The sequence below is a fragment of the Bartonella sp. OC68QHHN genome, from assembly GCF_042193875.1.
Lineage (GTDB): Bacteria > Pseudomonadota > Alphaproteobacteria > Rhizobiales > Rhizobiaceae > Bartonella > Bartonella grahamii_A.
Map to the genome: position 1 here is coordinate 1 of NZ_JBHIME010000023.1, position 26,012 is coordinate 26,012.

Genomic DNA, 26,012 nt, shown 5'->3' on the forward strand with positions numbered 1-26,012 from the left:
CGAGAGTGTTTGCCGTCAATCTCACATCCCCCTCAGCAGACAACACATTCTCAACACTGATCTCTCCTGATACAGAGGTTAGAGTTGCGCTACCATAGCCCATGACCTGATCATAATAAATGTCGTTGCCAGCAAAAATTTCAATATTGCCACCACTGGCAATCTGCCCAACATTCACCCCTTCTTTTGCTGTAATAAAAAGAAAGCCCTTTTCATCTAAAACAAGATCCCCTGAACCGCCCGTAGAAACGACACCTGTCATCAGTGTGCCTGCATCAAGGCTGCCAACCTTTAAAACAGCTTCTTCACCCGTCATCAGCGAAGAAAACTCAACCGCCCCGCCCTCAATATTTGCCTTGCCATGAGCTAAAAGTTGTCCAAAATGAACGGGGGCATTTGTTTCTGGTTGTGCATAAATGGCAACATTTTGATGCGACAGAATTATTTGAGTAACAGAAAGCCCGTTATGAGAAACCAGGGTAATATCTCCTGCCCCATAAACACTTTTAGCGACAATCGCACCTTGACTGCTCTGGAGATCAACATCCCCTTGGGTGCCAAGAACAACAACACCAGAAGCACCCGTTGCTGCCATATCAACCCCACCGGCTAAAAGCTGCGCCTTTATATCACCACCGGCATGTGCCTTGAGGTTCCCTTGCGCTAAAACAATCCCCTCAAGCTTCAAGTCTTCGACCGATTCAAGAGCCATATCAGCGCCTGACCCTAGCCCAGCAACTTTAAGAGTCTGGCGCGAAGACAGCTCCATATTGCCCCCAGATGTTGCCTTACCGGCAATCGATAAAAGCCCATCCTGCGCCTCTATTTTTAAATGACCATCAGCGCCAACCGTTTCTAAAGTCACATCCTTATGTGCGGCAATATCAATATGCTTTTTCGAGGTGATGTGTTTTGCCAATACGCTCTGGCTTTTCGACTTGAGGACAACACCCCCATGACCAAAAACATTCTTCAACGAGATTTTCCCATCAGCAGAAAGGCGTAACTGCCCCGCATTGGCTGCCATATCATGGCGCATGCGAACCCCAACACCTTTTTCCGTTGCCACAAGTTTTATTCTGTCCGCCTGTAGAGCCCCCAAAGCAGAGCCATCTATCGCATATTCCGGTTTGCCGGTAATATCGGTCAGTTCTTTCATTTCCCGTGAAGCGTAATCAAAGTGACCCGTCCCTGCTGTCACTCCAATTTCTCTGCCCGCAACAGCTCCTTCAAAATGCACCGTGCGTGAGACAATATCGACAATATCAACAGCCCCTTGGCCAGAGAAAAAATTGGCTCCCTTGGCGCCAAAGGTAATATCCCCACCTCGCACCTCAAAGCCTTTCAAAAAACCGCTCGCATCAATTTCGGGAACACCTGTGGTTAAGGTTGCATGGGGTGTATTGATAAAACCACAACCATCACAGCTTATTCCATTGGGATTGGCTATAATCACATCGGCTGGACGCCCAAAAACCTCTCCTGGACCATGAAGCGCACTGCGCTTGCTGCTGGTGACTTCATTTAAAATCACTTTCGCCGAACCCGTAACACGCAAATGCGGATTGCCCGGCATAATGCCCCCCAAATGCGATTGCCCTACTTCTTGCGCATGATTGTTCCAAATCACACCCGGATTTCCAATATTAAAATCGTAATATTTATTGTGTGATAAGCCCTTGCCATTGGGGGTAACAATATCAATGGAGGGAACCCCATTGGGCGCTGCCACTATATCCGGACGATATGCGCTACCTGCGTTAGGATCCACAGTAATTTGTGCCTGTAACGCTGAAGGTGCGAATAAACAAGAAAAACCAAGTCCCCCAAATAAAACCTTTTTGAGCATCGTACTGGAAACTAAAACGCCCAATAAAGCTGCTCTTTCTTCTCTCTTCTCATATCTCATGTTTTAACTCCCCAATAAAAAATGCTTAAAGTTCCATTGTTAATGTCACAAAAGCCGTTCCTCCTGATTTTTTGTGCTTAACTGTGCTCCAGAAAATACTCGAATAACTGGCATCAAGAGAGACCATGCCCCCCGCAAGCTTGACACCCGCTGTCCAACCGGCAAGCTGATCACTCTTAACCCCATACAAAACTTGCGAAAACACACGCCCATAATCCAAACCAACATAAGGGCGAAGTTCTCCAAAAACTTTTTTGAAGGTCGCGTGATTGCTCCACGGAATGGTGCGTAGCAACAAATCATTCCGGCTAAAAAAACCGTTATTGCCAAAAAGCAAACTCTCACGCGTGCCACGAACATTGGAAGCACCCCCCAACGAAATCTGTTCAGCCCCCAATAAATTATGCGGTGAATATTGACCACTCAAAAGATTGCTCAGTATAAAGTCAAAGCCCCCTACCTTAAAAGGCGTCATGACACTAAGCGTACCAGTAAATTTGGCAAATTGTGGCTCCGCATCCCCTGCTCCTGGATCGTGCTTCTTGACAGAATGAAACAAGGGGAGCCCTTGCAAATAACTCACATCAAAGGTCCAAGTCCCACCCAACATCTGGCGCGAATGCGAAATCCCAAAATTGGCGACACTATATTGACGGCTGCCCACTTCAATCTTATTGCCAAGAAGGTAATTGTTGGTTCTTTTATAAGAAAGACCTAAATTCAAGGTTGTAAGCGAAACACCATCACGGTAAAGAACCCTGCTTGTACTGGCGTGCAACTCACTGGAATCCCCCGTCGTCTCAATATCGGTAAAATTGCCACGGATTATGCTTTGGTAATTATAAACAGTGCCATTCAATCCAAAGGTCCAATAACCGTACGGAATACTCACACTCGCTGAAATGTTATTGCTATGTCCTTCTTGCTTGCTCCCACCCCAATAATCGGGCTCACTGCGTTGATAGTTAAAATCCCACGCATCATTCATCCCTAAAATATTTTCTACCCTCAAGCCCGCACTATAACGCGCATAACCTGTGGAGGCTTGTCCCATATTGTCATGCGAAACAGTAACCTTGAAAGCTTTCTCAGGATGATTGCTAATATTGACAATGGTGCTCCCTTCTTCACGCCCTGGAAGAAGTTCGCTTTGAGCATGCGCTGAACTCAAACGGTTGATCTGATCAAGCCCCTGTTCAATATCGCGCATGTTCAGAACATGACCTTGAAGCCCAGGAAAAGCACTCCACACAACATTGTTATAACGAGACGTCGGTGAACCATTATAGTAAATCTCTGAGAGCTTGCCCTCAACGACAACAAATTTGAGCGCCTTGCTGTTTTTGATATCTTGATCAGGAATGTAAAAACGCGCCGTTACATAGCCTTGATCCAAATAAACTTTGGTTAACTGCTTGATTAATATCTGGATATCAGAAAGTCCAATACATCTTCCAACATAAGGCTCTGTGACGGCTGATATGGAGCGCTTTTTGACATGATGCACTCCCTCAACAACAACAGCATGAATGGGAAAACATTGTTTCCCACCCAAAAGCGTTTCTGGATTTTGCTCTGAAGGCGTCTTTATCCTTTTAGGCGTTAAAGACCGTAATTTCTCAATTCTTTCTAATTGCTGCTTTTCTGAATACCTACGAGAAAAATTATCGGTTGGGGAATGAAAAATAGCTGAGGAGCGCGCAGAAACATTTACACCTGTAAACAAGCCAAAGAAAACAAAAATGGCACGAAAAATTCTCAAAAGAGAATTTTGGCGTAAAAATACACAAAACAATACAGATTGCCCCCGCTTTGCACTATTCATGAAGCATTCTTCAAAAGAACTTCATGGAACCTCTAACAAGCCCACTCAAAACAGCCACTGCCCTATGACGCTTTTAACAAAAGCACATGCCTCTGTGACCAAAAAAGTGACACTAGAAAAACTGCTTTATTTTAACTGCTGAAGATCTCTCCCCCACATTTATATGAGAAAACCTCTAAACAAAACTGTTTAGCCCGTCAATAGTTAATACATCAATATCCCCAGTTTAATGCTACAATATATTTATCAATAATTAGAGATAAATTCACTCTCCAGCTCCTCTAAGCCACTCAACACGCATATAAATGAGACATCATCCTATCAAGCACATCATGTCGTCAAAATGTTATTGTGAGTGGCTATGCTGAGGTTTATGGCTCTGTTTATGGCAATGCCAAGGTTTCCTATCATGCCAAGATCTGGGGTAAAGCCTATGGCAATGCAAAATCAAACAGTCAAAGTAAAGTAAGTGTCGTTCCCAAAAAATGTGAGGTTTATGAAAACGATAATATTATCAAGACTACGGATACAGACAAATAAATGACAGGCGTGGGCGGCGCCTTGTCTAATAGGTATAACCTCATCATAAAAGAGAGAATTCAAAAAAAGCCGTGCCAAATGATATGACGCGGCTTTCAAATGTCTATTCTAATGATTAAAATGAATCATCCACATGGAGTAATCAGTTCATATATACAAAACGTATCATATTGCAAGCGCTCTATTAGAGATATGAAAACTTATTAAAAGAAACGTAAATGATGCCTATGATCTTTAAGCACTCATTTGAATTACAGAGCCTATAAACGCTTGTTTTGGCTATCAAACGTATCAATCATAATGTCTTTATCTTTAAAGAGATTCATTGAAAACAAAGCACATTATCAAAATGCTTCTTTTAAAAGCGTTTTAAAATACCAAGCTCAAAATCGAGCTGAGTGAATTCAAATAACGCATTGTCTAAAATCAAACCTATCGAACAAATCAAAAGGCTTGGTAGCTTTATCAATACAATCAAAAGAACATGCTTATTAAGTGAATATCTTGTAACAAAAAGGTTTTTTACATTTACGAGCATTGGTTTTTTAAATAATCTCACATAAGACAAAAGCAGCGTTTTTTACAAATGGAAGGCTTTAAGATTTGCTCTGTTATTAAATCTATACCTATGTTTACTCAAAAGAGAAAATGCTCTTAAGCAAATGAACGAATAATAAGCTTATAAAACATCAATTTTTAAAACGTTTCTCATAAAGATCTCATTTATGTTTTAAAATGTTTAAAGGTTCATTTAGAGAGGCTTTCATAAGTGTATTTTCACTTTAAAACCTAACTTCTTTATAAATTAGCCGGCTCAATTTTGAGTTGGCAAAAACAACCAATCCAATTTTAGAGATGTTAACTTATAATAGAGCATTCTTTAAACATTACAGCTTTTACTCAAAATTGAGTAAAATCCCATGCCTTTATGATGTTACAATGGTTTTGTATTTTGCTTGCTTACCTTTGTTTTAATAGGTGCCCCCAAATTTGGGGAAACCAAAATCACTCAGTCCAAATTTGGGCTCTGTGCTTTTAAACTATAACTTTTAAAACGTTTTTTGCTTGCTATATCATTCTTAAAGGCTTTCAATCTTCATAAGACATAACACTATGATTTTCATTATCTGTTTATTCCTACTCCGGTAAAAAAATACCGTGGTTTTAAAAGCGATCTTGTCTTTAAATCCTTTATGCAATCTTTATAAATTAAACCCATAAGCTTATGACAGTTTCAAACGATTATTCCTTTGAAGGTTTCGTTCAAAAAAGAGCAAAACTCATACCATTCTTAAACGCATGCGATTTATGTTATCGATAATTCCAAACAACTAAATTTTAAAACAATGTGATTTGTACTATTATAAAAACGTATCATAAAATTTATAAACTGTTATGAATGATATCTACTTTTCATTTCATTTGAGTGCACACATGCGTTATAATATTTTCATCATGATTAGCTTTTTATGGTCTATTCATACATGGCAATCTTATATAAAAATGGTCAAATGAATCATGCATAAAAGTGTGGATTCTTAAGTGGATTCATATAAAATAATTGCATATAACACACTGAATTTATTGTGTTTTTTGATATTAAATCGAATATGCGCACGAAATGCCAAGAAATCACCTCATAAATCCTCCAACATGAGTCATAATATGCAATAGAGATTAACGATAAATGCGTTTTTGATTACACAAAGTTAAGATCAGAAAATAAACATTAGCAATTAAGTTTTTGTAAAAAATTCTTCAAGAAATACTATTCTGTGCATTCATCCAAATATTTAAAAAGTAACACAAATTTAAAATAAATTAACGGATGACAGAGCTAAGTTTTGTGAATATAAAAACTTTTCTTGATGTTATATTAAAGTGTTTAAAAATGCCATTGATTCTTCATTATTTATGAGCATAAGCAAACAAACTTTCATTCATTTAATAATTTTAATATTGTTAAAAACATGAAATATAGAATTTTATCAGTTTACTGAAAATAAATGAAAGAAAAGATTCATGAAATATATCAGCACAAGAGGTGAAGCCCCTGTTCTAGGCTTTACTGAAACGATCATGACTGGACTGGCTCATGATGGGGGACTTTATCTGCCAGATAAATTTCCTCAGCTATCATTTGATGCGTTACGAGCACTTCGTGGTCAGTCCTATACAACAATTGCTAAAACTATTCTGTGGCCCTTTGTGAATAACGAAATCGAATATACAGCTTTTGAAAATATGATCGCTGAATCTTATGCAACCTTTCACCATCCAGCAATCTGTCCGTTACGACAAACTGGAGCAGATGAATTTATCCTTGAACTCTTTCATGGTCCTACTTTAGCTTTTAAAGATGTCGCAATGCAGTTTCTTTCTCGACTGATGGATTATGTTTTGACTGAAAAAAATAGATGTGCAACGATTATTGCTGCAACATCAGGTGATACAGGAGGGGCTGCGATACAAGCTTTTGCTGGAAAAGAACACTCAGATATTTTTATTTTATTTCCTAAAGGACGTGTATCACCTGTTCAACAACGACAAATGACAACCAATCAATGTTCAAATGTTCATGCCATTGCCATTGAAGGAAATTTTGATGATTGCCAAGCTCTTGTCAAAGCAATGTTTAATGACCACAATTTTCGTAAAAAAAGAGCGCTTTCAGGTGTTAATTCTATAAATTGGGCACGTATCATGGCGCAAATTGTTTACTATTTTTCATCTGCACTTTCCTTAGGAGCTCCTGATAGAGCTGTTTCATTTACTGTTCCTACTGGAAATTTTGGTGATATTTTTGCAGGTTATGTCGCAGCCCGTATGGGATTACCCATTGCTCAACTGGTCATCGCAACGAATGATAACGACATCCTTGCACGTACATTGACAAGTGGTACTTACAAAACACAACCAATAGTTCATACAACATCACCTTCTATGGATATTCAGGTCTCTTCTAATTTTGAACGTTTGCTCTTTGAAAGTGGTAATCGTGATCCAATGTGGATTCGCAATGCAATGGAAAACTTGAAACAATCAGGACATTTTACTCTTGATGAAAAGCAATTCAAAAATATTCGTTCCCTATTTTCCGCTGGGAAAAGCAACATGGCTGCAACAGCTCAAACAATTGATAGTGTCTATAAGGAAAGTGGCTATCTTGTTGATCCACATACAGCCGTCGCTCTTCAAGTAGCGCGTACAAACAAAAAACCGCATATTCCAATGATCGTCCTTGCCACGGCTCATCCAGCTAAATTTCCTGATACTATTAAAAGTGCTTGTGGACTTCATGCCCCATGGCCATCTCATCTCAATGACGTAATGAAACGCGAAGAACACTTTATAAGTCTTGCTAATGATGAAAAAATAGTAAAAGATTATATTTCTTTGAAATCGCGTGCATCTTATTAAAGTTAGCTGCATTAATTTAAATCAAGAATATTCTAATACCCTTACAATGAGGTATTTAGCTTATTTAATGGAGTTATAAATACATGGATGTAGATATATGTCGCCTCAGTAATGGTTTGACTATCGCCACACATACAATGCAACAAATTGATAGTGTTGCCCTCGGAATATGGGTTAAAGTGGGCTCACGCAATGAAACCTCCACACAGCATGGTATTGCTCATCTTCTTGAGCATATGGCTTTTAAAGGAACCGAAAACCGCACTGCTTTTCAAATTGCAACCGATATTGAAGATGTTGGCGGTGAAATCAATGCCACAACCAGTATTGAAACAACAGCTTACTTTGCACGTGTACTTAAAAGCGATATCCCACTTGCTATAGACATTTTAGCCGATATTTTAATGCATTCAAAATTTGACGACGATGAACTAGAACGAGAAAAACAAGTAATCTTTCAGGAAATTGGTGCCGCCCATGACACTCCTGATGATATTGTTTTTGATCACTTTACAGAAACAGCCTTTCGTCATCAATCCCTTGGACGCTCTATTTTAGGAACAGCTAAAACTATTCAATCATTTACATCTACTGATCTCCATGATTTCATCAATAAACAATATAGTGCAGATCGTATGATTGTCGTTGCTGCAGGAGCTGTAAAGCACGAAAGTTTCTTGCAAGAAGTTGAAAGTCGTCTTGGTACTTTTCGCTCCCATTCAACCGCACCTCTTACTAATCTTGCAAATTATGTCGGTGGCGACTTTCGTGAATATCGCGATTTAATGGATACACAAGTTGTTTTAGGGTTTGAAGGGCGTGCTTATCACGCGCGTGATTTTTATGCGGCCCAAATTCTTTCAATCATTCTTGGTGGTGGTATGTCTTCACGTCTTTTTCAAGAAGTAAGAGAGAAACGTGGATTATGCTATTCTATTTATGCTTTTCATTGGGGATTTTCAGATACTGGGCTTTTTGGTGTTCACGCAGCTACCGGACAAGAAGGGCTCAAAGAACTTATTCCTGTGATTCTTGATGAACTTTCCAAGGTCAGCAAAAATATTCACGCCAATGAACTGCAACGAGCACAAACGCAATATCGTGCGAATCTGACAATGTCACAGGAAAATCCCTCTAGTCAAGCACATCTTATTGCTCGCCAAATACTCCTTTATGGTCGACCAATTCCAATATCGGAAACAATTGAACGCCTCAATCTCATCACTCCTAAAAGATTAACTGATTTAGCACATCGTCTTTTTACAAATTCCACTCCAACACTAACTGCTGTCGGACCTGTAGGACCCCTCATGAATTTTGATGATTTAACATCAACTCTTTCATACAAGTTAAAGTAAAAAACTTCTTTTCAAAGCAGTATCACAATAACATACACATATTTTATCATAAAATTTATCACAAAAGTTCTCCTCATTAAATAAGTTTTGGAAATATTGGGCAAAGGGGCGTACAAAACTACCCAATTCATACTTCATATGATAAAGATTCTAATGAGTGAAGGTATATCGGTGAAATCTGGAAATTTATGGTTTAACTTTGCCCTTTTAAAATATAAAACTTCATTCGCTTCAAATTCCATTGAAGCAAATGAGTATGTGTTCTATTTGTATATAAAATTATATAACTTAAGAAAAAGTGATAACAATTTATTATGTAAATAAATTATAAAAGGTGGACGTTTTTTCTCAAAAATCGAAATGAAAATTAAACATCCTAAAATATTGAGAGTGGGATATTGTGAAGAGTTTGCGTAAAATAATTGACATCATTTTCATTGTAGTCGTTAGTTATCTTGTCCATCTTACATCAGCACAAGCGATTGAGCCAGTTAAAATTTCTTCTCAGGATGCTGCTCTTGATCTCTCAAAAGCAATTGAAATTCACCACACAAACAACTCTATTTTTCAAACAAGTACAGCGCCAGGACCAGATGGTATTGTATGGCGTATTGAAGTGCAGGCAAAAAATGAAAAATTTTCCGGAAATTGGGCAGTTTTTTCTCTTGCAAATCCAACAGATGAACAAGTCGATCGTCTCATCGTCGCCCCCCATTACCGCATGGCGCGTTCTGGATTTTTTTGGCCAGACCTTGGATCAGCAAGGATTCAATCCATAACGCCAAGCGAAGGTTTTTCCCTAGATCGTCAACTTAGTGCAAACTCTGATATCTTTCGTATTACCCTTAACCCTGGTGCTGTTGTCACATTTGTGGCCGAACTTAACTCTGCAAATCTACCGCAAATCTATTTATGGCAACCTGAAGCTTATAAAGATGCAATTAATTCTTATACGCTTTATCATGGTATTCTTCTTGGGATATCAGGTCTCTTAGCGCTTTTGTTAACTGTTCTCTTCGTCGTCCGTGGAACAGGGCTGTTTCCTGCAACAGCTGCTGTTGCCTGGGCAGTGCTTTTTTATATTGGTATTGACTTCAACTTTTTAAATAAATTCTTTGCAGTTACACTCACAACACAACCAATCTGGCGTGCTAGCACAGAAGTAGCACTTACCGCTACGCTGTTCATTTTTCTTTTTACCTATCTCAGCCTTAACCGCTGGCATTATCATTTTAGTTACGGTGCTATCGCTTGGACCATTGCCTTTTGCAGTCTAGGAGCCTTTGCTATTTATGATCCAATCAGAGCAGCTGGAATTGCGCGTTTGTCTTTTGGCCTTACCGCTGTGCTTGGTATAATATTGATCATCTATTTCTCAATCAGAAGCTATGACCGCGCCATTATGCTTATTCCTACATGGTTGCTCATTAGCTTTTGGTGTTTTGGAGCCTATGCCTGCATAGCTGGATATTTAAACAATGATATTATCCAGCCAGCATTAGCGGGGGGATTAGTGCTCATTGTTCTTCTCATCAGCTTTACTGTCCTGCAACAAACTTTTTCTAATGACGCTTTCCACGAAGGAATATTTTCCGACCTTGAACAACAAGTACTCGCAGCAAAGGGAGCTGGAAATATTATTTGGGATTGGAATATTGAGCGTGACCGTATTGTTGTACATCCAAACATGGCAACCCTTTTTGGTACTGAAATTCATAACCTCAATGGACCTATGCGCAACTGGATTTCAGCCTTGCACCATGATGATCGTGAACGCTTTCAAGCCGTATTGGATATCATTCTTAAAAATAAAAAAGGGCGCATCGATCAAACTTTTCGACTTTCCTCCGGTGGTGGTTATTATCATTGGTTTTCTCTTCGTGCACGTCCGGCTATGCAAAAAGATGGAAAAATCACACGTGTCATTGGAACCATTGTCAATATTACTAACCATAAAAAATCCGAAGAACGCTTATTGCATGATGCAATCCACGACAGCTTAACCGGACTTCCTAACCAACAAATTTTCTTTGATAGACTACAAAATTATACCTCTTTAGCAAAAGCAAATATCAAAATTAGACCGACTATCTTTATGATTGATTTTGACAATTTTCGCCAAATTAATCGCAAATTAGGCATAGCAGTTGGGGATACTGTACTACTTATAATCGCACGTCGTTTAAATCGTCTCATTAACTTTCAAGACACCTTATCACGCCTTTCAGCAGACCGCTTTGCAATTATTTTACTCAGTGAAACTGAACCACAAAAAATCGCAGCATTTGCAGATCATTTGCACAAAACAATTTCAGCACCTATTTCACTTTCAGAAAACAAAATAATCCTTTCAACGTCTATCGGATTGGTTACATGGAGTGAAAGCCGATCGACGGCTAAAGATATTTTTAATGATAGTGAATTAGCAATGATTCGCGCAAAACAAATGGGTGGAAACCATATTGAGCCTTTTCGTCCTAATTTTCGTACTTTCTGTCTCGAACATAATACCCTGGAGAAAGATGTTCATTATGCCATAAAACGTAATGAGATAAAAATCCTCTACCATCCTATTCTTAATTTATCAGACGGACATATTATTGGTTTTGAAACAATTGTAGAATGGCATCATCCCACTTATGGAAATTTAAATGTTTCTGATTTTATAAAAATCGTAGAAAACGAACAAATTGTTATGAATTTGTCACAATTTATCATCGATAATGCCATTATCGATCTTATAAATGTACAAGAAAAGTTTTCCCAACAATCTTTCTTTATTTCAATTAATTTACCAAGCGCAGAAATGATTCATCCTCGTTTTATCAGTCAATTGCGCGCCACTTTGCTTCGCCATCCGCTCCACAAAGGGCGTTTGATGATTGAAATATCTGAATTTGTCTTAAGAAATAATCCTGAACAATCAGCGCACTTTCTCGAACAAATTAAAACACTTGGAATGAATCTCGCACTCGATAATTTTGGAACAGGTTATTCGTCTCTGACCTATCTCGTGCGTTATCCATTTGATATGGTTAAACTTGATCGTTCACTTATCTCAATCGACTCTCTTAAGAAGAAAATTGTTCTGAAGTCTATCATTAATATGGCAACAGATCTTAATTTGCAAATTATCGCCGAAGGTGTTGAAAATGAAAAAGAAGCAATCTTCCTCCGTCAAGAAGGCTGTAAATACGTTCAAAGCACACTTGTAACGAAACCGATTGCCATAGAAGAATTAATTACCCTCGTTCAGAGCCATTTCCCTTATAAAATAAAAACATAAGGGATAAAATAACGTGTAAAGTTAAAAAGCTTAGAAAAAGCTCTACGCGTGTCCCATTTCAGAAGCAAGATAAGTTGGATTGATACCCATGCGTGTTAAACTTTTATCATACTTGCAGCTTAAATCGCTTTCAAAAAGAAAACTAGGTGATGTAGAACTGATTAGCCAACCATTTGTAGAAATTTCTGCCTCAAGTTGCCCCGCTTTCCATCCAGCATAGCCTAATGCTACCAGTGCATGTTGCGGACCTTGTTCGCAACTGATCGCTTTTAATATATCAATTGTCGCAGTAAAACAGACCTTATCTGCAATAAAAACAGTTTCTTCACAAGCATAATCATCTGAATGAATGACAAAACCACGCGAAGGATCAACAGGACCACCGTAGCGAACTGGAAACTGCTTTATTGATTCAGAAAGACTTTTTTTTTGGCTACTGTCTATAACTCCCAAGTGAAGCAAAAGCTCTGGAAAATCAATATGATGCAATTGATTGAGAATAATGCCCATCGCACCGGCATCAGAATGCGCACAAATATAAATAACAGAACGAATAAAGCGTTTGTCATTCATCCCAGGCATTGCTATGAGTAATTGTCCACCTAAAAAACCATTACACCGCTTCATTAATCTGTTATTCTCCATAATTTACATGTTAAAAGTTTGTTCATTTAGTACACTAGGAAAATAAAACTCCAATGAAAAAAAGTCATATATTTACAAATTTACAAAATATCGCAACTTTCTCTTATAAAAAGTTTTTAGTTACTTTAAGCTTAACATTTATAGTTTTAGAATTACTTAACATTCCTGTAAATGCTCAAAAAGAACAAAAACTCCAGCTTTTCGCAACATCTTGGTATGAATCAGATGGTGGTCGTATCCGATTAGCGATCACTGAACCTTCTCTTTCTGGAATAAGAGAAGGCATTATTGAGATTGTGCTTAAACCAGGATGGAAAACTTATTGGCGTAATCCAGGTAATTCTGGCATGGCACCATTTTTTAATTTCAACCAACAGCTTTCTTATGAAATCTTTTATCCTACTCCACAGCTTTTTGAAACAGAAAATGATTGGTCATTAGGCTATAAAGATAAAGTAATATTGCCCTTCAATCTTTCTGGTTCAAGCAAAAATTTAAGTGGTTCTTTCACTCTCGGATTATGTAATAAAATCTGTCTTCCATTTACTGTTAACTTTGATTTTTCGCCATCTGCTCTTAAAAATAAACATCTTCCCGCTTCCTTCTTAAAAAATGCCCAAGATTCTTTGCCCCGCATGATGCAGAATGCACTAAAAATAAGTGCCGAAAAAAATAAAAGTACCCTTCTTATAAAAATACAAAATAACGCCAAAACCACTCCTTGCTCTCTCTTTTTAGATGGAGGAGAAATACAAATTGGAGCAGCAAAAAAAGTCAGTGATAACGCAGAATATACACTCTTCAGTGCTCCACTCTATTTCGCACCAGAAGAAATAAACCAAAAAATTTTTTATACAGTTTCTTTTAAAGATCACGCCTTAAGTGGAACATTCATATTCCATACGCAGCCAACCCCTCTTGCGACTCCGTAATATAAAGAAAAAAGCAATTATGCTGGAAAACGTCCATTTTCGCGATATTGAGTAATTGCTTTGCGAGCAAGGGCATCTGCGCGTTCATTTTCTGGATGTCCCGCATGCCCTTTTACCCAGTGCCATCTGACTGTATGACAAGAACTAGCATCCTCAAGAGCTTGCCATAGCTCCATATTTTTAACAGGATTTTTTGATGCGGTGCACCAATTATTCTTTTTCCAATCTTCAATCCACTTAGATATACCGTTACGCACATAAACTGAGTCTGTATAAAGGTCTACCAAACAGGGCTCTTTAAGCGCCTTTAATGCACAAATTGCCGCCATGAGTTCCATTTGATTGTTTGTTGTATGGACCTTACCACCATAAAGCTCACGTTCATGACCATTCCAACGTAAAATTGCCCCCCATCCTCCAATTCCAGGATTCCCTGAGCAAGCACCATCTGTATAAATTTCAACGACTTTTTGTTGATTTGCCATAAAATTTAAAAACCTAATTCACTTAGCGAATTTACATTACTGAAAAAACAAAGCTTGTGCCAATACTCCCATGGATCTTTCTTAATAACAAAGCTATTAGGCGGTGTATTAAACCAATCATAAAGACGTGTGAGTAAAAAACGTAGAGACGCACCACGCGCTAATAAAACAATCTTGTCCAATTCTAAAGGGATCAATGGCCTTATTTTTTGATAATTTTCCAATAACTTATGTGCTTTGGTAAGATTATAGGAATGATCAGGCTCAAAGCACCAAGCATTTAAACAGATCGCTAAATCATAAGCAAAAAAGTCATTACAAGCAAAATAGAAATCTATCATCCCAGAAAGACGATGATTCACAAAAAAGACGTTATCATTAAATAAATCTGCATGAATAATGCCTATTGGTAAATTGAGCGGCCAATTTTCCTGTAAAAAAGCCAATTCCAACTCAATTTTTTGTCCAAATTCTTTTAACAATGCATCTTCTTTGGTTTGACAACGTTGCCACAATACCTGCCAATCCATAACAGAAAGAGTATTTTTACGACTGAGTGTAAAATCCTGTCCTGCTAAATGCAATTGTGCTAACCCCGTCCCCACTTCGCCACAATGATCTATATTAGGCTGACGGATCCACTCTCCTTCCAGAAAAGTAATAATAGCGGCAGGGCGTCCTGCTAGTTCACAGATCATCATTCCATCATTTTGAATAACAGGTTGAGGACAAGGAATTCCACGCTGTCCTAAATGCTGCATCAAACGACAAAAAAAAGGTAAATCATCTTTTGAAATACGCTTTTCATAAAGTGTTAAAATAAATCGCCCTTGTGTTGTCTCCAACATAAAATTAGAATTTTCAATCCCCTCCTCTATACCTTGATAAGACAAAAGTGATCCTATTGCATAACGTGTTAAAAACACTTTTAAATCATTTGAATGAATATCTGTATAAACGGCCATTATTCTGCTTTCGTTGTAGACATGTCTGTACTCTGATTTTCATTTTTTGCTTGACCATTGACGAAAGCCATGTCTTGAGACGTTAAAACGACGTCACGTAATTCGCGACTCACTAAAAATTTTTCCGTTTCTACCGCTGTTTCAGCTAATTCTATTGTAACATCATAACGCTCACGAAACGCTGAAATAATTTCATCAATAATAATTTCAGGAGCCGAAGCCCCTGCTGAAAGACTGACAATAGAAAGGGCTTTTAGGTTTTCAAAATTAATTTCATCAGCGCGCTGAACTAAAATAGCTTGCCGCGCACCAGACTTTTCGGCAACCTCTACTAAACGTCGGGAATTAGAAGAATTTGGGGCGCCAACAATCAAAAACAAATCACTCCCCTTTGCTGCTGCCTTAACCGCATCTTGTCGATTCGTTGTAGCATAGCAAATTGACTCAGCCGCTGGGGCTGCTAATGTAGGGAAACGTTGTTGTAATATATCGAGAATTCCTGCAGTATCTTCAACAGAAAGCGTTGTTTGTGTAACAAATCCTAATTTATCTGGATCATTGGGTTGGTAATGCAAAGCATCTTCTGTCGTTTCAATAAGCGTCACAGCCCCTTCTTCAAGCTGTCCCATTGTCCCTATCACCTCAGGATGACCAGCATGACCAATCAATATAACATGACGACCATGACGTTGATGTCGTATCGCTTGTTTATGAACCTTCGAGACCAAAGGACATGTTGCATCGAGATAAAGCAAATTATAGCATTGTGCTTCTTCTGAAACAGATTTTGGTATACCATGAGCAGAAAAAACAACCGGTTGATTGCGATGTTCTTCTGGAATCTCATCAAGTTCTTCAACAAAAACAGCTCCCCGTTGCTGTAATCCCTCAACCACGTAGCGGTTGTGTACAATTTCATGACGAACATATACTGGAACACCATATTTTTTTAATGCAAGGAGAACAATCTGGATAGCACGATCAACCCCTGCACAAAATCCACGTGGACCACAAAGACGTATCGTTAAAGGGGAAAGTCCCGACATAAATCATCCTTAATCTCTATAGTTTTAGCTATATATTCAAACAACCTATCATTATAGACGAATAAGCAATGTAAAAAAACTGGCAATACCATCTTTTGCATAAAAACACATTCTATCGTGTTTTCTTACGACATTTCCTTACAACAAAGCTCTTTTAAAATTTTCTCTTTCATTTTACGCGACTAAAGAGCGATAAAATACCAAACGAGAGATTCAATCAAAAGAACTCCAAAGATAGCTGCCAAATAAAGTAATGAAAAGAAAAACAGTTTTTTTGCCATCAAAATAGTTTCATTATGTGTATCAGCTTTCCATAAACGATAGGCAAAATAAACAAAGATAATGCTTAAAATTGTTGAAAAAATACCATAAAAAATTCCGCCAAGACCAGTAAAGCAAGGAGCAGCAGCGCATAATGCCATCAAAATAGTATAAAATAAAATCTGTTTTTTTGTTGAATGTTCACCTCGTACATTAGGCATCATAGGGATACCTGCAGCCTCATAATCAAGAGATGAAAATAAAGAAAGAGCCCAAAAATGAGGGGGGGTCCACATAAAAATGATTAAAAATAATAAAAAGCTATCAATACTCACTGTCCCTGTTGTCACGGCCCATCCAATCATTGGTGGAAAAGCCCCAGAAGCACCACCAATAACAATATTTTGTGGTGTGATACGCTTTAACCAAATTGTATAGATAACGACATAAAAGAAAATCGTAAACGCAAGAAAAAATGCCGCAAACCAATTAATGAAGCCCCCCATAACCAATACCGAAAGCATAGAAAGAACCATGCCAAAAATAAATGCTTTTCGGGAACTAATTTTACCCATAGGAATAGGACGCTTTTTAGTCCGTTCCATCACGGCATCAATGTCAGCATCATACCACATATTCAGTGCTCCCGCACCACCACCACCGATAGCAATACATAAAATCGCTAAAAAACCATACAACGGATTGATAGGAACAGGCGATACAAGCAAACCAACCAGAGCCGTAAAGACCACAAGAGACATAACACGTGGCTTTAATAATGTGATATAATCACCAATACCGGATTTTGGTGGAGTTGATTTACCATTCACAACCGATAACTCTCCTGAAACTGACATTCCAATCAAAGCCCTTTTCTATTTCTGTCATTCACAAACCAATATTATCTGGCGTATGGAAATGACCAATTAAGACCAATCGTATTTTTGAGAAAATATGAAATACCTCTTTCGCACGTATCCCCTAAAAATAGATAGGAATATTGGCAACAAAAATACATTTTTTCAATCAACATTCTCTCCTACATTACAAATGTACCATAAAAAATATATCCTAAGGATTAATATATTTGGTAAATACTGGTTTTGTGTTATAGTTTTTATGTGGAGAGTTCATTCTTTTTATGTAAATCTATGCATGGTTGTGTTTGTGTTGAGTCGGATAGGATTTTCTGTGATACTTTATAAATTACTCAAAAAAGCTTTTTTTATTGGTGCTGTTCTTCACACACTTTATAGTAGTTTTATCAATCATGCATTTGCACAAACACCCTATGCGCAAAATGTCCCTGCTCCACAAACCTATGGTGCATGGACAAAAGTTTGTGCTCTACCACCAGGTACACCTAACATGCAGTGTGAAGTTGTACAAAACGTTCATACACAAGGTCGTCATGACATTACCTTGCGTGTTACATTTTATAAACTTCCTCAAAAGCAAGGTGCTTTGATGCGTGTTTTTGTTCCGATTCGCGTTGAATTACGTCCTGGCGTTGGAATTAAAATTGACGATAAAAATATGGGCAGAATGGAATATCGTCGTTGTCTTGGTGATAATTGTGTTGCTGAAGCCTTTCTTAAAGAAGACATATTACAGCTCTTTTTAAAAGGAAAAATGGCAACCTATTTTATCTTTACAACTCCTGAACAAGGGATTGGAGGTCTCGTTGACCTTCATGGTCTTGGCGACGCCTATGCAACCTTACCGACATGAATGAAATCGATACACTTTAGACGGTTAAAATCTCATCGTATATTTTGAAAGCTTCTTAAATTAGATTAATAAAAATCTTCTAAGCCCGTATAAAAATAGGATAATTCTTATGAAATCGCTGATTGATCATTTTGATATTGCTTCCTCTAAAGTGCAATCACTTATACAGGAAACGCTTCATCATGCTGATGATGGTGAACTTTACCTTGAGTATACAGAAAGCGAAGCTCTTTTATTTGATAATGGGCAGCTTAAAAACGGCTCTTTCCATCAAGATATGGGGTTTGGTCTGCGTGTCGTTGCTGGAGAAGCTACCGGATATGCATATTCTAGTGAATTATCAGCTGCTGCACTCAAACGTGCCAGTGAAGCAGCTAAAGCTGTTACCTATAATAATCATGCAGGAACTTATAGCATAGCACCTCAACAAACAAACAAAAGACTTTATCAACCGCATAATCCCCTTGATGCTCCATCATTTGAAGAAAAAAGTGCTCTTTTGCAAAAAATTGATGCCTATTTACGTGCTAAAAATGATAAATTGCTTCAAGTGACTGCTTCTCTTTCCGGCTCCTTACAACATGTTGAAATTTTACGTGCAGATGGTTATTTGGTTTGTGATGTTCGTCCCCTTGTGCGACTTTCTATATCTGTGGTCGCAGCTGAAGGCAATCGACGTGAAAATGGTTTTTATGGATGTGGAGGGCGACAAGCATTTAACCAATTTATTCATGAAGACAATTGGAAAAAAGCTGCCGATGAAGCCTTACGTATGGCTTTAACAAATTTAGAAGCAGAAGCAGCACCTGCAGGATCTTTTGATGTTGTTTTAGCCAATGGATGGCCTGGCGTTATGCTCCATGAAGCCGTAGGTCATGGTTTGGAAGGTGACTTTAACCGTAAAAAAACATCCGCTTTTGCTGGACTTTTAGGACAACAAGTTGCGGCAAAAGGTGTTACAGTTGTTGATGATGGAACAATTCCACAACGCCGTGGCTCTCTCAATGTTGATGATGAGGGAACCCCTTCAGGATATAACGTTCTCATTGAAGATGGAAAGCTCGTTGGTTTTATGCAAGACAGGCTTAATGCACGGCTTATGGGAGGTAAATCAACTGGAAATGGACGGCGTGAATCTTATGCTTATGCCCCAATGCCACGAATGACCAATACAATCATGCTAGGAGGAGATAAAACACCTGAAGAAATCCTTTCTTCTCTCAAACATGGTATCTATGCTGTTTCATTTGGTGGAGGACAAGTTGATATTACTTCTGGAAAATTCGTCTTTGAATGTACTGAAGCGTACCGAGTAGAAGATGGTAAAATTGTAGCACCAATCAAAGGTGCAACTCTTATTGGAAATGGACCGGATGCTATGAAACGCATTACAATGATTGGTAATGATAGTAAACTTGATGATGGTATCGGTATCTGTGGAAAAGCTGGACAAAATGTCCCTGTTGGTGTTGGTCAACCTCATCTTCGAATCAATAATATGACAATCGGTGGAACTGCGCTTGTAAAGGTATAAGCTTTTTCATTCCTTCCCAATATTGCCTCCTTCTCGTCTATTACGACCATTTTGTGAGGAGATATTTTTTACAATGCTTTGATTTATAAAGATAATCTATCTTTGTTCATATTGAATTAGAACCTTGAATACCATAAGATTCTCTCATTTCAAATCTGTTCTATGTCGAATCAATCAAAATCATTCGTTTGTATGTTACAGGCGGGGAGAAACATATGGATAAAAACTGTACAAGAAAGGACTAAAGATTCCTCTTATGGACCGTTTCAAGTACCAAGAGTTGTAGCAACATTTGAAGATGGCAAATATAACCGATGGCACCGGTTGTTCAGACACATCTTCTTCGTAATACATTAATCTTTTGTGTGAGGTAACTTGTCTTTTATATTTCATAATAAAAAGTTTAAAATAAAAAACACTTTCTACATTCAGTGCTCTTAATTCAACGAGAAAAAGGTTATTATTATAGATAAGTTTTGGAGAGATTTTATAATAATACTCAAGTAAACTTTTTAAAAAATCTTCATGGCATTAAAAAAATTTTAGGCTAAAGCTTCCAGCCTTTCTTTTTTTTCTTTTTGCTCAAAACAGCAACAATTTCGACATGTTGTGACCATAGAAATTGATCAATCGGTATGATTTTTTCTACTCTATACCCCCCTGCAACAAGAAGAGATAAATCACGAGCAAATGTAGTAGGATTACAGGAAATTGCCACAACACGTGATACTGTTGTCTTCGCTAATTCACGTACTTGTTTCTCTGCACCAGCACGGGGCGGATCAAAAACAACACTCTCAAAACACTCAAGTTCCTTTACAGAAAGTGGATGGCGGAAAAGATCACGTTTTTCACAAGTGACCGTTTTTAAACCAATCGCAAAACGTGCTGCTGTATTTAGATTTCTTAATGCATCTTCATTATTTTCTACTGCATGAACATTCATCTTTTTTGCCATACGCAAGGTAAATGTTCCTACCCCTGAAAACAAATCAACAGCCTTCTTTGTTTTTTTTAAATGAGTCAAAATAATATTGCCCATTATATTTTCAGCTTCGCAAGTTGCTTGAAGAAAACCACCAGAAGGAAATTCAACACGGACATCTCCAAAGTAAATCTCTGGTTTTTCTCGTTCAACCAAAACTTCACCGTCAACAGATAAACGTATAATCCCATATGAAAGAGCAGCACTGATTATTTTCTGACGAAGTGATTCATGGTGTACAATGCAACCGCTTAAAGCAACATCTAAACCATTGTCAACACGCGTTATCGTGACATGAAACCGTTTGGCAGAGCTGCTTAGAAAAGCACAGAGCTCTCTGATATTATGCAACTGAGAAATAAGCTCTGGATGGCTTACTGGACATTCCTCAAGAGCTACAATCTCATGAGAGAGATAACGGTTCAAACCAACTTTTTGCCCCTGTGGAGTCATGGATGCTGTTAGAGTAATCCGCCGTCGGCTATAAGGTTTACATTCTATTAAAGGCGCAACAACATTATTAAGTCCATACTTTCTCAGCGCATCAACAACCAATTGTTGTTTCAATACGCGATAAGCATCCATATGCAAATGCTGAAGAATACACCCTCCACACTCTCCAAAATGCTGACAAAGAGTATCAATGCGTTCTGATGATTTTTCTTTTAATGCTATATATGTTGCATATTTTCCATGAACAGTAATTTCAGCACACTTTCCTGGTAAAGTAAAAGGAACATAAACGAAGCCGTAAGATGCCTTAGAAGTACCATAACCATTTGCTCCGATATGGTCAATTATGACATTGTCGCTTCACTCTTGTTTTTCTCCGAATAGTAAATATTCCACGTTGCCATCACCACCTGTAATAGGAGAAGAAATTAAACCTTTTGCACTCCACCCTGTTTGTGTATTTAACCAAACAAAAAGCGCCTCAGCAGTTTCTTTAGCTATTGATGGATTTAATATTCCTCCCTTACTAAAGTGTTTACGACCAACCTCAAACTGAGGCTTTACCAGTAAAACAGCTTGGGCGCCCTTCTTAGCTAAAGACAAAACGGGAGGCAATGCAAGTTTGAGAGAAATAAAGCTAACATCTGAAACGATAAGATCAATTTCTCGCCCACCTAAATGTTTCTGTTGAAAATCTCTAACATTCAAGCCTTCTAATAACGTTATAGCACTGTTGCCCAATAAACGTTTATCAAATTGATGATGCCCAACATCAACGGCAATTACATGAGCCGATCCACGCTCTAAGAGAACTTGTGTAAAACCACCTGTTGATGCACCAACATCAATGGCCGTCACTTTATCTGTTATAATCGGAAATGCATCAAGTGCAGCAATCAATTTTAATGCTGCCCGAGAAACATAATTCTGCGCTGGATCACAAACAGCAATCTCTGCATCATCAAAAACGATTTGCCCAGCTTTAAAAATGATTTCGCCGTTAACTTTAACAGTTTGACGCATGATAGCATCACGTGCACGTGAACGTGTCGTAAAAAAGCTTTTTTCAACTAAAAGAATATCGAGCCTTTTTCTGGCAGCCATATCATACTCAAATTTTTTATCCTGTTCGAATCTTGCGTCCCAAAGCAGTAAAAACCGTGTTGACAATACCCATAGCATCAAGCCCGATACGCGAAAGAACTTTTTCTGGTACACCATGATTCAAATATTCATCAGGAAGTTTTAGTGTACGAGCTTTCAAACCATGCTCTAAGAGCCCTTCTTGCGCTAAAAATTGTAATATGTGCGCTCCAAATCCACCGATTGCCCCTTCTTCAATTGTCACCAATACTTCATGCTCACGGGCCAAACAACGCATCAAATCCTTATCTAAAGGTTTTGCAAACCGTGCATCTGCAACCGTTGTAGATAATCCTTCAGCCTCCAACGCATCAGCAGCTTGCAACACTTCTAACATCCGCGTTCCAAAACAAACCAAAGCGATCCTATTTCCTTTACGCAGAACACGCCCTTTTCCAATTTCTAATAACTCACCACGTTGCGGTAAATCTATACCAATACCCTCACCACGTGGATAACGAAAAGAAATTGGACCCTGATCATAAGCTGCAGCTGTACGCACCATATGCATCAGTTCAAGCTCATCAGAAGGTGCCATAACAACAAACTCAGGAAGAGTGGCCAAAAAAACAATATCAAAACTTCCAGCATGTGTTGCACCATCTGCCCCCACAAAACCTGCTCGGTCAATAGCAAAACGTACCGGTAATTTTTGAATTGATACATCATGAATAATTTGATCATAAGCACGCTGTAAAAAAGTAGAGTAAATTGCAATAAAAGGCTTATACCCTTCACAAGCAAGCCCTGCCGCAAAAGTTACGGCATGTTGCTCAGCGATACCAACATCAAACATTTTTTTAGGAAATTTTTTCGCAAAAGAATCAAGACCTGTCCCTGTTGGCATCGCTGCTGTTATGCCAACAATCTTATCATCATGGCAAGCTTCTTCTATTAAAGCTTTAGAAAATACCTTGGTATAGGGTAGAATATTACTTGATGCTTTAACCTGTTTTCCTGTCGTAACATCAAAACGATTAACACCATGATATTTATCAGACGAGGCTTCTGCAGGTGGATATCCCTTTCCCTTATGGGTTACAACATGCACCAAAACAGGACCATTAGGATATTCACGAACATTCTTTAGAACAGGCAATAAATGCCCCAAATTGTGCCCATCTATGGGTCCAACGTAATAAAAGCCAAGCTCATCAAATAAAGTTCCCCCAACCAAAAGTCCACGCGCAAATTCCTCTGAGCGACGTGCCTTATCCAAAAAAAACTTTGGCAATTTTTCGCTCAACATCTTTACGCGTTCACGCAAATGACGATAAGAAGGACGAGATACTAATCGTGCAAGATGTGCACTCATAGCACCTGTAGGTGGTGCGATAGACATATCGTTATCATTAAGAACAACAATCAAGCGTGCATCCAAAGCACCAGCGTTGTTCATTGCTTCATAAGCCATGCCTGCAGACATTGCACCATCACCAATGATAGCTATGATATTGCGTCTTGTCTCTGCTTTCAAAGCACTTGCCACCGCCATGCCAAGCCCAGCTGAAATAGAAGTAGACGAATGCCCCGCTCCAAATGGATCATACACACTTTCTGAACGTTTTGTAAAACCTGATAATCCGCCTTCTTGACGTAATGTGCGAATCTTTTCTCTACGCCCCGTTAAAATCTTGTGTGGATAGGTTTGATGACCAACATCCCAAATAATCCTATCCTCTGGTGTATTAAAAATATAATGTAATGCAACAGTGAGCTCAACAACACCAAGTCCCGCCCCAAGATGACCACCTGTTACAGAAACCGCATCAATTGTTGCGGTCCGCAACTCATCAGCTAACTGTACCAAATCAGACTCAGGCAATGCCCGCAAATCTTGCGGAAAACAAACACGGTCAAGCAATGGTGTTAAGATCTGAGACAAAAAAAACCTTTCTATTATCTGAACTCAAGAAAACGCAACGATAAAAATATATCTTCTCTACTCTTATTTACAGTTTTGCATCTTTTTTACTGAAAAATGTTCTTTTCTATTTGAGATGAGCTATAATTTCCTCATTTTTAACTTATTTTATAAAAAAGAAATCAATAAATTTAATTTTCAAAAAAGGTTATTACATCTCCTAGTTTCACAATAAAGATCCAAAAATATTTAATATTATTTAGCATCAAGTGGTTCTACTCCTTCTGGAGAACCTTCTTCTGAAAGCTGGATTTTTTCAACTTTAGCTTCAGCAACTCTTAAGAGTTTTTCACAATGCTTTTTAAGCGCTTCACCGCGTTCATAAATATCAATGGATTGTTCCAAAGGCACATCGCCACGTTCCAAATTTTCGACAATAACTTCAAGTTGCTTAAGCGCTTGCTCAAAGCTTAAGGTCGTAATATCCCCCTCTTGTATCTCTTTTTTCATGTGAACCTCAAAAAATATCTGTTCTGGATATACGAATTCCAAAACCTTCTAAACCCACATATTGATGCTTTTTAGAAGCATAAACAATAACAGAGCCTATTCCTAAATATTTTAAAATTTGTGATCCTAAACCAATTTTGCGCCATTCTTCTTCGCGTTCAATCGCCTGCATATGATTTTCTGAACTGTCTCTTGCCATATTTTGAATATCAATAGTTGATTGTATAACAGATCCTTCACGCAAATAAATAAATACGCCACGTTTTTCTTTTTCCATCATACGCCGCATCATCACCATAATATCTGAAGATTGACAAAAAACGTCACTTATAATGTTTTCATGATGTAAATGCACAGGAATATTCTCACCTTCACGGACATCACCAAAAACAATTGCAATATGCTGAACGACTTCCCAAGGAAGTTGATAACTTTGAACAATAGCGGGACCTATAGATGTTTCAATAGGCATTTCTCCAACATGCTTGATTAATATTTCCTTACGTTGACGGTAAGCAATTAAATCTGCAACCGTTATAATATGCAATCGATGTTCTTGTGCAAATTTCATAATCTGATCGCCATGCTTAACGCTTCCATCATCATTGACTAACTCACCAATAACACCAACCGGCGGCAAATTAGCTAATTTACATAAATCAACAGCGGCCTCCGTGTGACCTGAACGCATGAGCACCCCCCCTTCATGCGCAATCAAAGGAAAAACATGCCCTGGACGAACGAAATCATCCGCGCTTGCATTTGAATTCGCAAGATTACATACAGCTAATGTACGGTCATGCGCTGAAATCCCTGTTGTTATGCCGTGTTTAAAATCAACAGTAACCGTAAATTGCGTCCCATGTACGGAGTTATTATCTGGTACCATAGGAACAAGATTAAACCGTTGTGCTTCTTTTTTTGGCATAGGTGTGCACACAATACCTGTTGTGTAACGAAGAATAAACGCCATCTTTTCTTCTGTACAATGCGCTGCAGCAACAGTTAAATCACCCTCATTTTCACGATCATCATCATCTGTCACCACAACAATTTCACCGCGTTCAAAAGCTTTAAGTGCAGAAACAATTTTTTTTTCATCATACGCCATTGTTCACCT

Annotated in this window: 19 protein-coding genes; 7 read left to right on the forward strand and 12 right to left on the reverse strand. The window is 38.3% G+C overall.

Going from position 1 to position 26,012, the window contains the following annotated elements:
• A partial coding sequence (locus ACFIJ0_RS02795; protein ID WP_375644134.1) for a filamentous hemagglutinin N-terminal domain-containing protein occupies nucleotides 1-1,909 on the reverse strand: 1,909 nt, incomplete at its 3' end.
• Between the two features lie 25 nt (nucleotides 1,910-1,934).
• Nucleotides 1,935-3,734: a ShlB/FhaC/HecB family hemolysin secretion/activation protein gene (locus ACFIJ0_RS02800; protein ID WP_375622775.1), complete on the reverse strand. Its 1,800-nt coding sequence runs from the start codon at nucleotides 3,732-3,734 to the stop codon at nucleotides 1,935-1,937.
• Nucleotides 3,735-4,085: 351 nt separating this feature from the next.
• Here ACFIJ0_RS02800 and ACFIJ0_RS02805 point away from each other — a divergent pair, with 351 nt between their 5' ends.
• From ACFIJ0_RS02805 to ACFIJ0_RS02820, 4 genes are all read left to right on the forward strand, one after another.
• Nucleotides 4,086-4,274: a hypothetical protein gene (locus ACFIJ0_RS02805; protein WP_375644132.1), complete on the forward strand. Its 189-nt coding sequence runs from the start codon at nucleotides 4,086-4,088 to the stop codon at nucleotides 4,272-4,274.
• Nucleotides 4,275-6,296: 2,022 nt separating this feature from the next.
• On the forward strand, nucleotides 6,297-7,694 hold the full coding sequence (gene thrC / locus ACFIJ0_RS02810) for a threonine synthase (protein ID WP_375624460.1): 1,398 nt from the start codon (nucleotides 6,297-6,299) through the stop codon (nucleotides 7,692-7,694).
• 83 nt (nucleotides 7,695-7,777) lie between these two features.
• The gene (locus tag ACFIJ0_RS02815) at nucleotides 7,778-9,052 is read left to right on the forward strand and encodes a M16 family metallopeptidase (RefSeq protein WP_375624462.1); all 1,275 of its coding nucleotides are present in this window, start codon (nucleotides 7,778-7,780) and stop codon (nucleotides 9,050-9,052) included.
• A gap of 400 nt (nucleotides 9,053-9,452) precedes the next feature.
• Nucleotides 9,453-12,338 (forward strand): EAL domain-containing protein, encoded by a 2,886-nt coding sequence (locus ACFIJ0_RS02820; RefSeq protein ID WP_375624464.1) that lies wholly within the window; start codon nucleotides 9,453-9,455, stop codon nucleotides 12,336-12,338.
• A 42-nt stretch (nucleotides 12,339-12,380) separates the two neighbouring features.
• Here the strand turns inward: ACFIJ0_RS02820 and ACFIJ0_RS02825 are convergent, their stop codons facing one another.
• On the reverse strand, nucleotides 12,381-12,965 hold the full coding sequence (locus ACFIJ0_RS02825; protein WP_375644131.1) for a YqgE/AlgH family protein: 585 nt from the start codon (nucleotides 12,963-12,965) through the stop codon (nucleotides 12,381-12,383).
• Between the two features lie 71 nt (nucleotides 12,966-13,036).
• On the opposite strand from ACFIJ0_RS02825, the gene ACFIJ0_RS02830 reads away from it, so the two are divergent.
• The gene (locus tag ACFIJ0_RS02830; protein ID WP_375624468.1) at nucleotides 13,037-13,915 is read left to right on the forward strand and encodes a protein-disulfide reductase DsbD domain-containing protein; all 879 of its coding nucleotides are present in this window, start codon (nucleotides 13,037-13,039) and stop codon (nucleotides 13,913-13,915) included.
• A gap of 17 nt (nucleotides 13,916-13,932) precedes the next feature.
• Here the strand turns inward: ACFIJ0_RS02830 and rnhA are convergent, their stop codons facing one another.
• The 4 genes from rnhA to cyoE all read right to left on the reverse strand — a co-directional run bounded on the left by rnhA (nucleotide 13,933) and on the right by cyoE (nucleotide 17,529).
• A complete protein-coding gene (gene rnhA, locus ACFIJ0_RS02835) occupies nucleotides 13,933-14,400 on the reverse strand; it encodes a ribonuclease HI (RefSeq protein WP_375624470.1) in 468 nt (155 codons plus the stop codon).
• Nucleotides 14,401-14,405: 5 nt separating this feature from the next.
• Entirely contained in the window at nucleotides 14,406-15,365 is a 960-nt protein-coding gene (locus ACFIJ0_RS02840) for a homoserine kinase (protein WP_375624472.1), read from the reverse strand.
• On the reverse strand, nucleotides 15,365-16,411 hold the full coding sequence (ispH, locus tag ACFIJ0_RS02845; RefSeq protein ID WP_375644129.1) for a 4-hydroxy-3-methylbut-2-enyl diphosphate reductase: 1,047 nt from the start codon (nucleotides 16,409-16,411) through the stop codon (nucleotides 15,365-15,367). Before ispH ends, ACFIJ0_RS02840 begins: the two co-directional genes overlap by 1 nt.
• Nucleotides 16,412-16,593: 182 nt before the next feature.
• Complete coding sequence (gene cyoE / locus ACFIJ0_RS02850) at nucleotides 16,594-17,529, reverse strand: heme o synthase (protein WP_375644128.1); 936 nt, start codon at nucleotides 17,527-17,529, stop codon at nucleotides 16,594-16,596.
• Nucleotides 17,530-17,827: 298 nt separating this feature from the next.
• Between cyoE and ACFIJ0_RS02855 the strand changes: the two genes are divergently transcribed.
• Both ACFIJ0_RS02855 and tldD read left to right on the forward strand, forming a co-directional pair.
• On the forward strand, nucleotides 17,828-18,403 hold the full coding sequence (locus ACFIJ0_RS02855; RefSeq protein WP_375624478.1) for an invasion associated locus B family protein: 576 nt from the start codon (nucleotides 17,828-17,830) through the stop codon (nucleotides 18,401-18,403).
• Between the two features lie 109 nt (nucleotides 18,404-18,512).
• On the forward strand, nucleotides 18,513-19,937 hold the full coding sequence (gene tldD, locus ACFIJ0_RS02860; RefSeq protein ID WP_375624480.1) for a metalloprotease TldD: 1,425 nt from the start codon (nucleotides 18,513-18,515) through the stop codon (nucleotides 19,935-19,937).
• A gap of 547 nt (nucleotides 19,938-20,484) precedes the next feature.
• Here tldD and ACFIJ0_RS02865 read toward each other — a convergent pair.
• The 5 genes from ACFIJ0_RS02865 to ribB all read right to left on the reverse strand — a co-directional run bounded on the left by ACFIJ0_RS02865 (nucleotide 20,485) and on the right by ribB (nucleotide 26,003).
• The gene (locus ACFIJ0_RS02865) at nucleotides 20,485-21,507 is read right to left on the reverse strand and encodes a class I SAM-dependent RNA methyltransferase (RefSeq protein ID WP_375624482.1); all 1,023 of its coding nucleotides are present in this window, start codon (nucleotides 21,505-21,507) and stop codon (nucleotides 20,485-20,487) included.
• A gap of 228 nt (nucleotides 21,508-21,735) precedes the next feature.
• Complete coding sequence (locus ACFIJ0_RS02870) at nucleotides 21,736-22,479, reverse strand: TlyA family RNA methyltransferase (protein WP_375624484.1); 744 nt, start codon at nucleotides 22,477-22,479, stop codon at nucleotides 21,736-21,738.
• A 16-nt stretch (nucleotides 22,480-22,495) separates the two neighbouring features.
• The gene (gene dxs, locus ACFIJ0_RS02875; protein ID WP_375624486.1) at nucleotides 22,496-24,403 is read right to left on the reverse strand and encodes a 1-deoxy-D-xylulose-5-phosphate synthase; all 1,908 of its coding nucleotides are present in this window, start codon (nucleotides 24,401-24,403) and stop codon (nucleotides 22,496-22,498) included.
• 234 nt (nucleotides 24,404-24,637) lie between these two features.
• Entirely contained in the window at nucleotides 24,638-24,892 is a 255-nt protein-coding gene (locus tag ACFIJ0_RS02880) for an exodeoxyribonuclease VII small subunit (RefSeq protein ID WP_375618413.1), read from the reverse strand.
• A 7-nt stretch (nucleotides 24,893-24,899) separates the two neighbouring features.
• On the reverse strand, nucleotides 24,900-26,003 hold the full coding sequence (ribB, locus tag ACFIJ0_RS02885) for a 3,4-dihydroxy-2-butanone-4-phosphate synthase (protein ID WP_375624489.1): 1,104 nt from the start codon (nucleotides 26,001-26,003) through the stop codon (nucleotides 24,900-24,902).
• Nucleotides 26,004-26,012 lie beyond the last annotated feature (9 nt).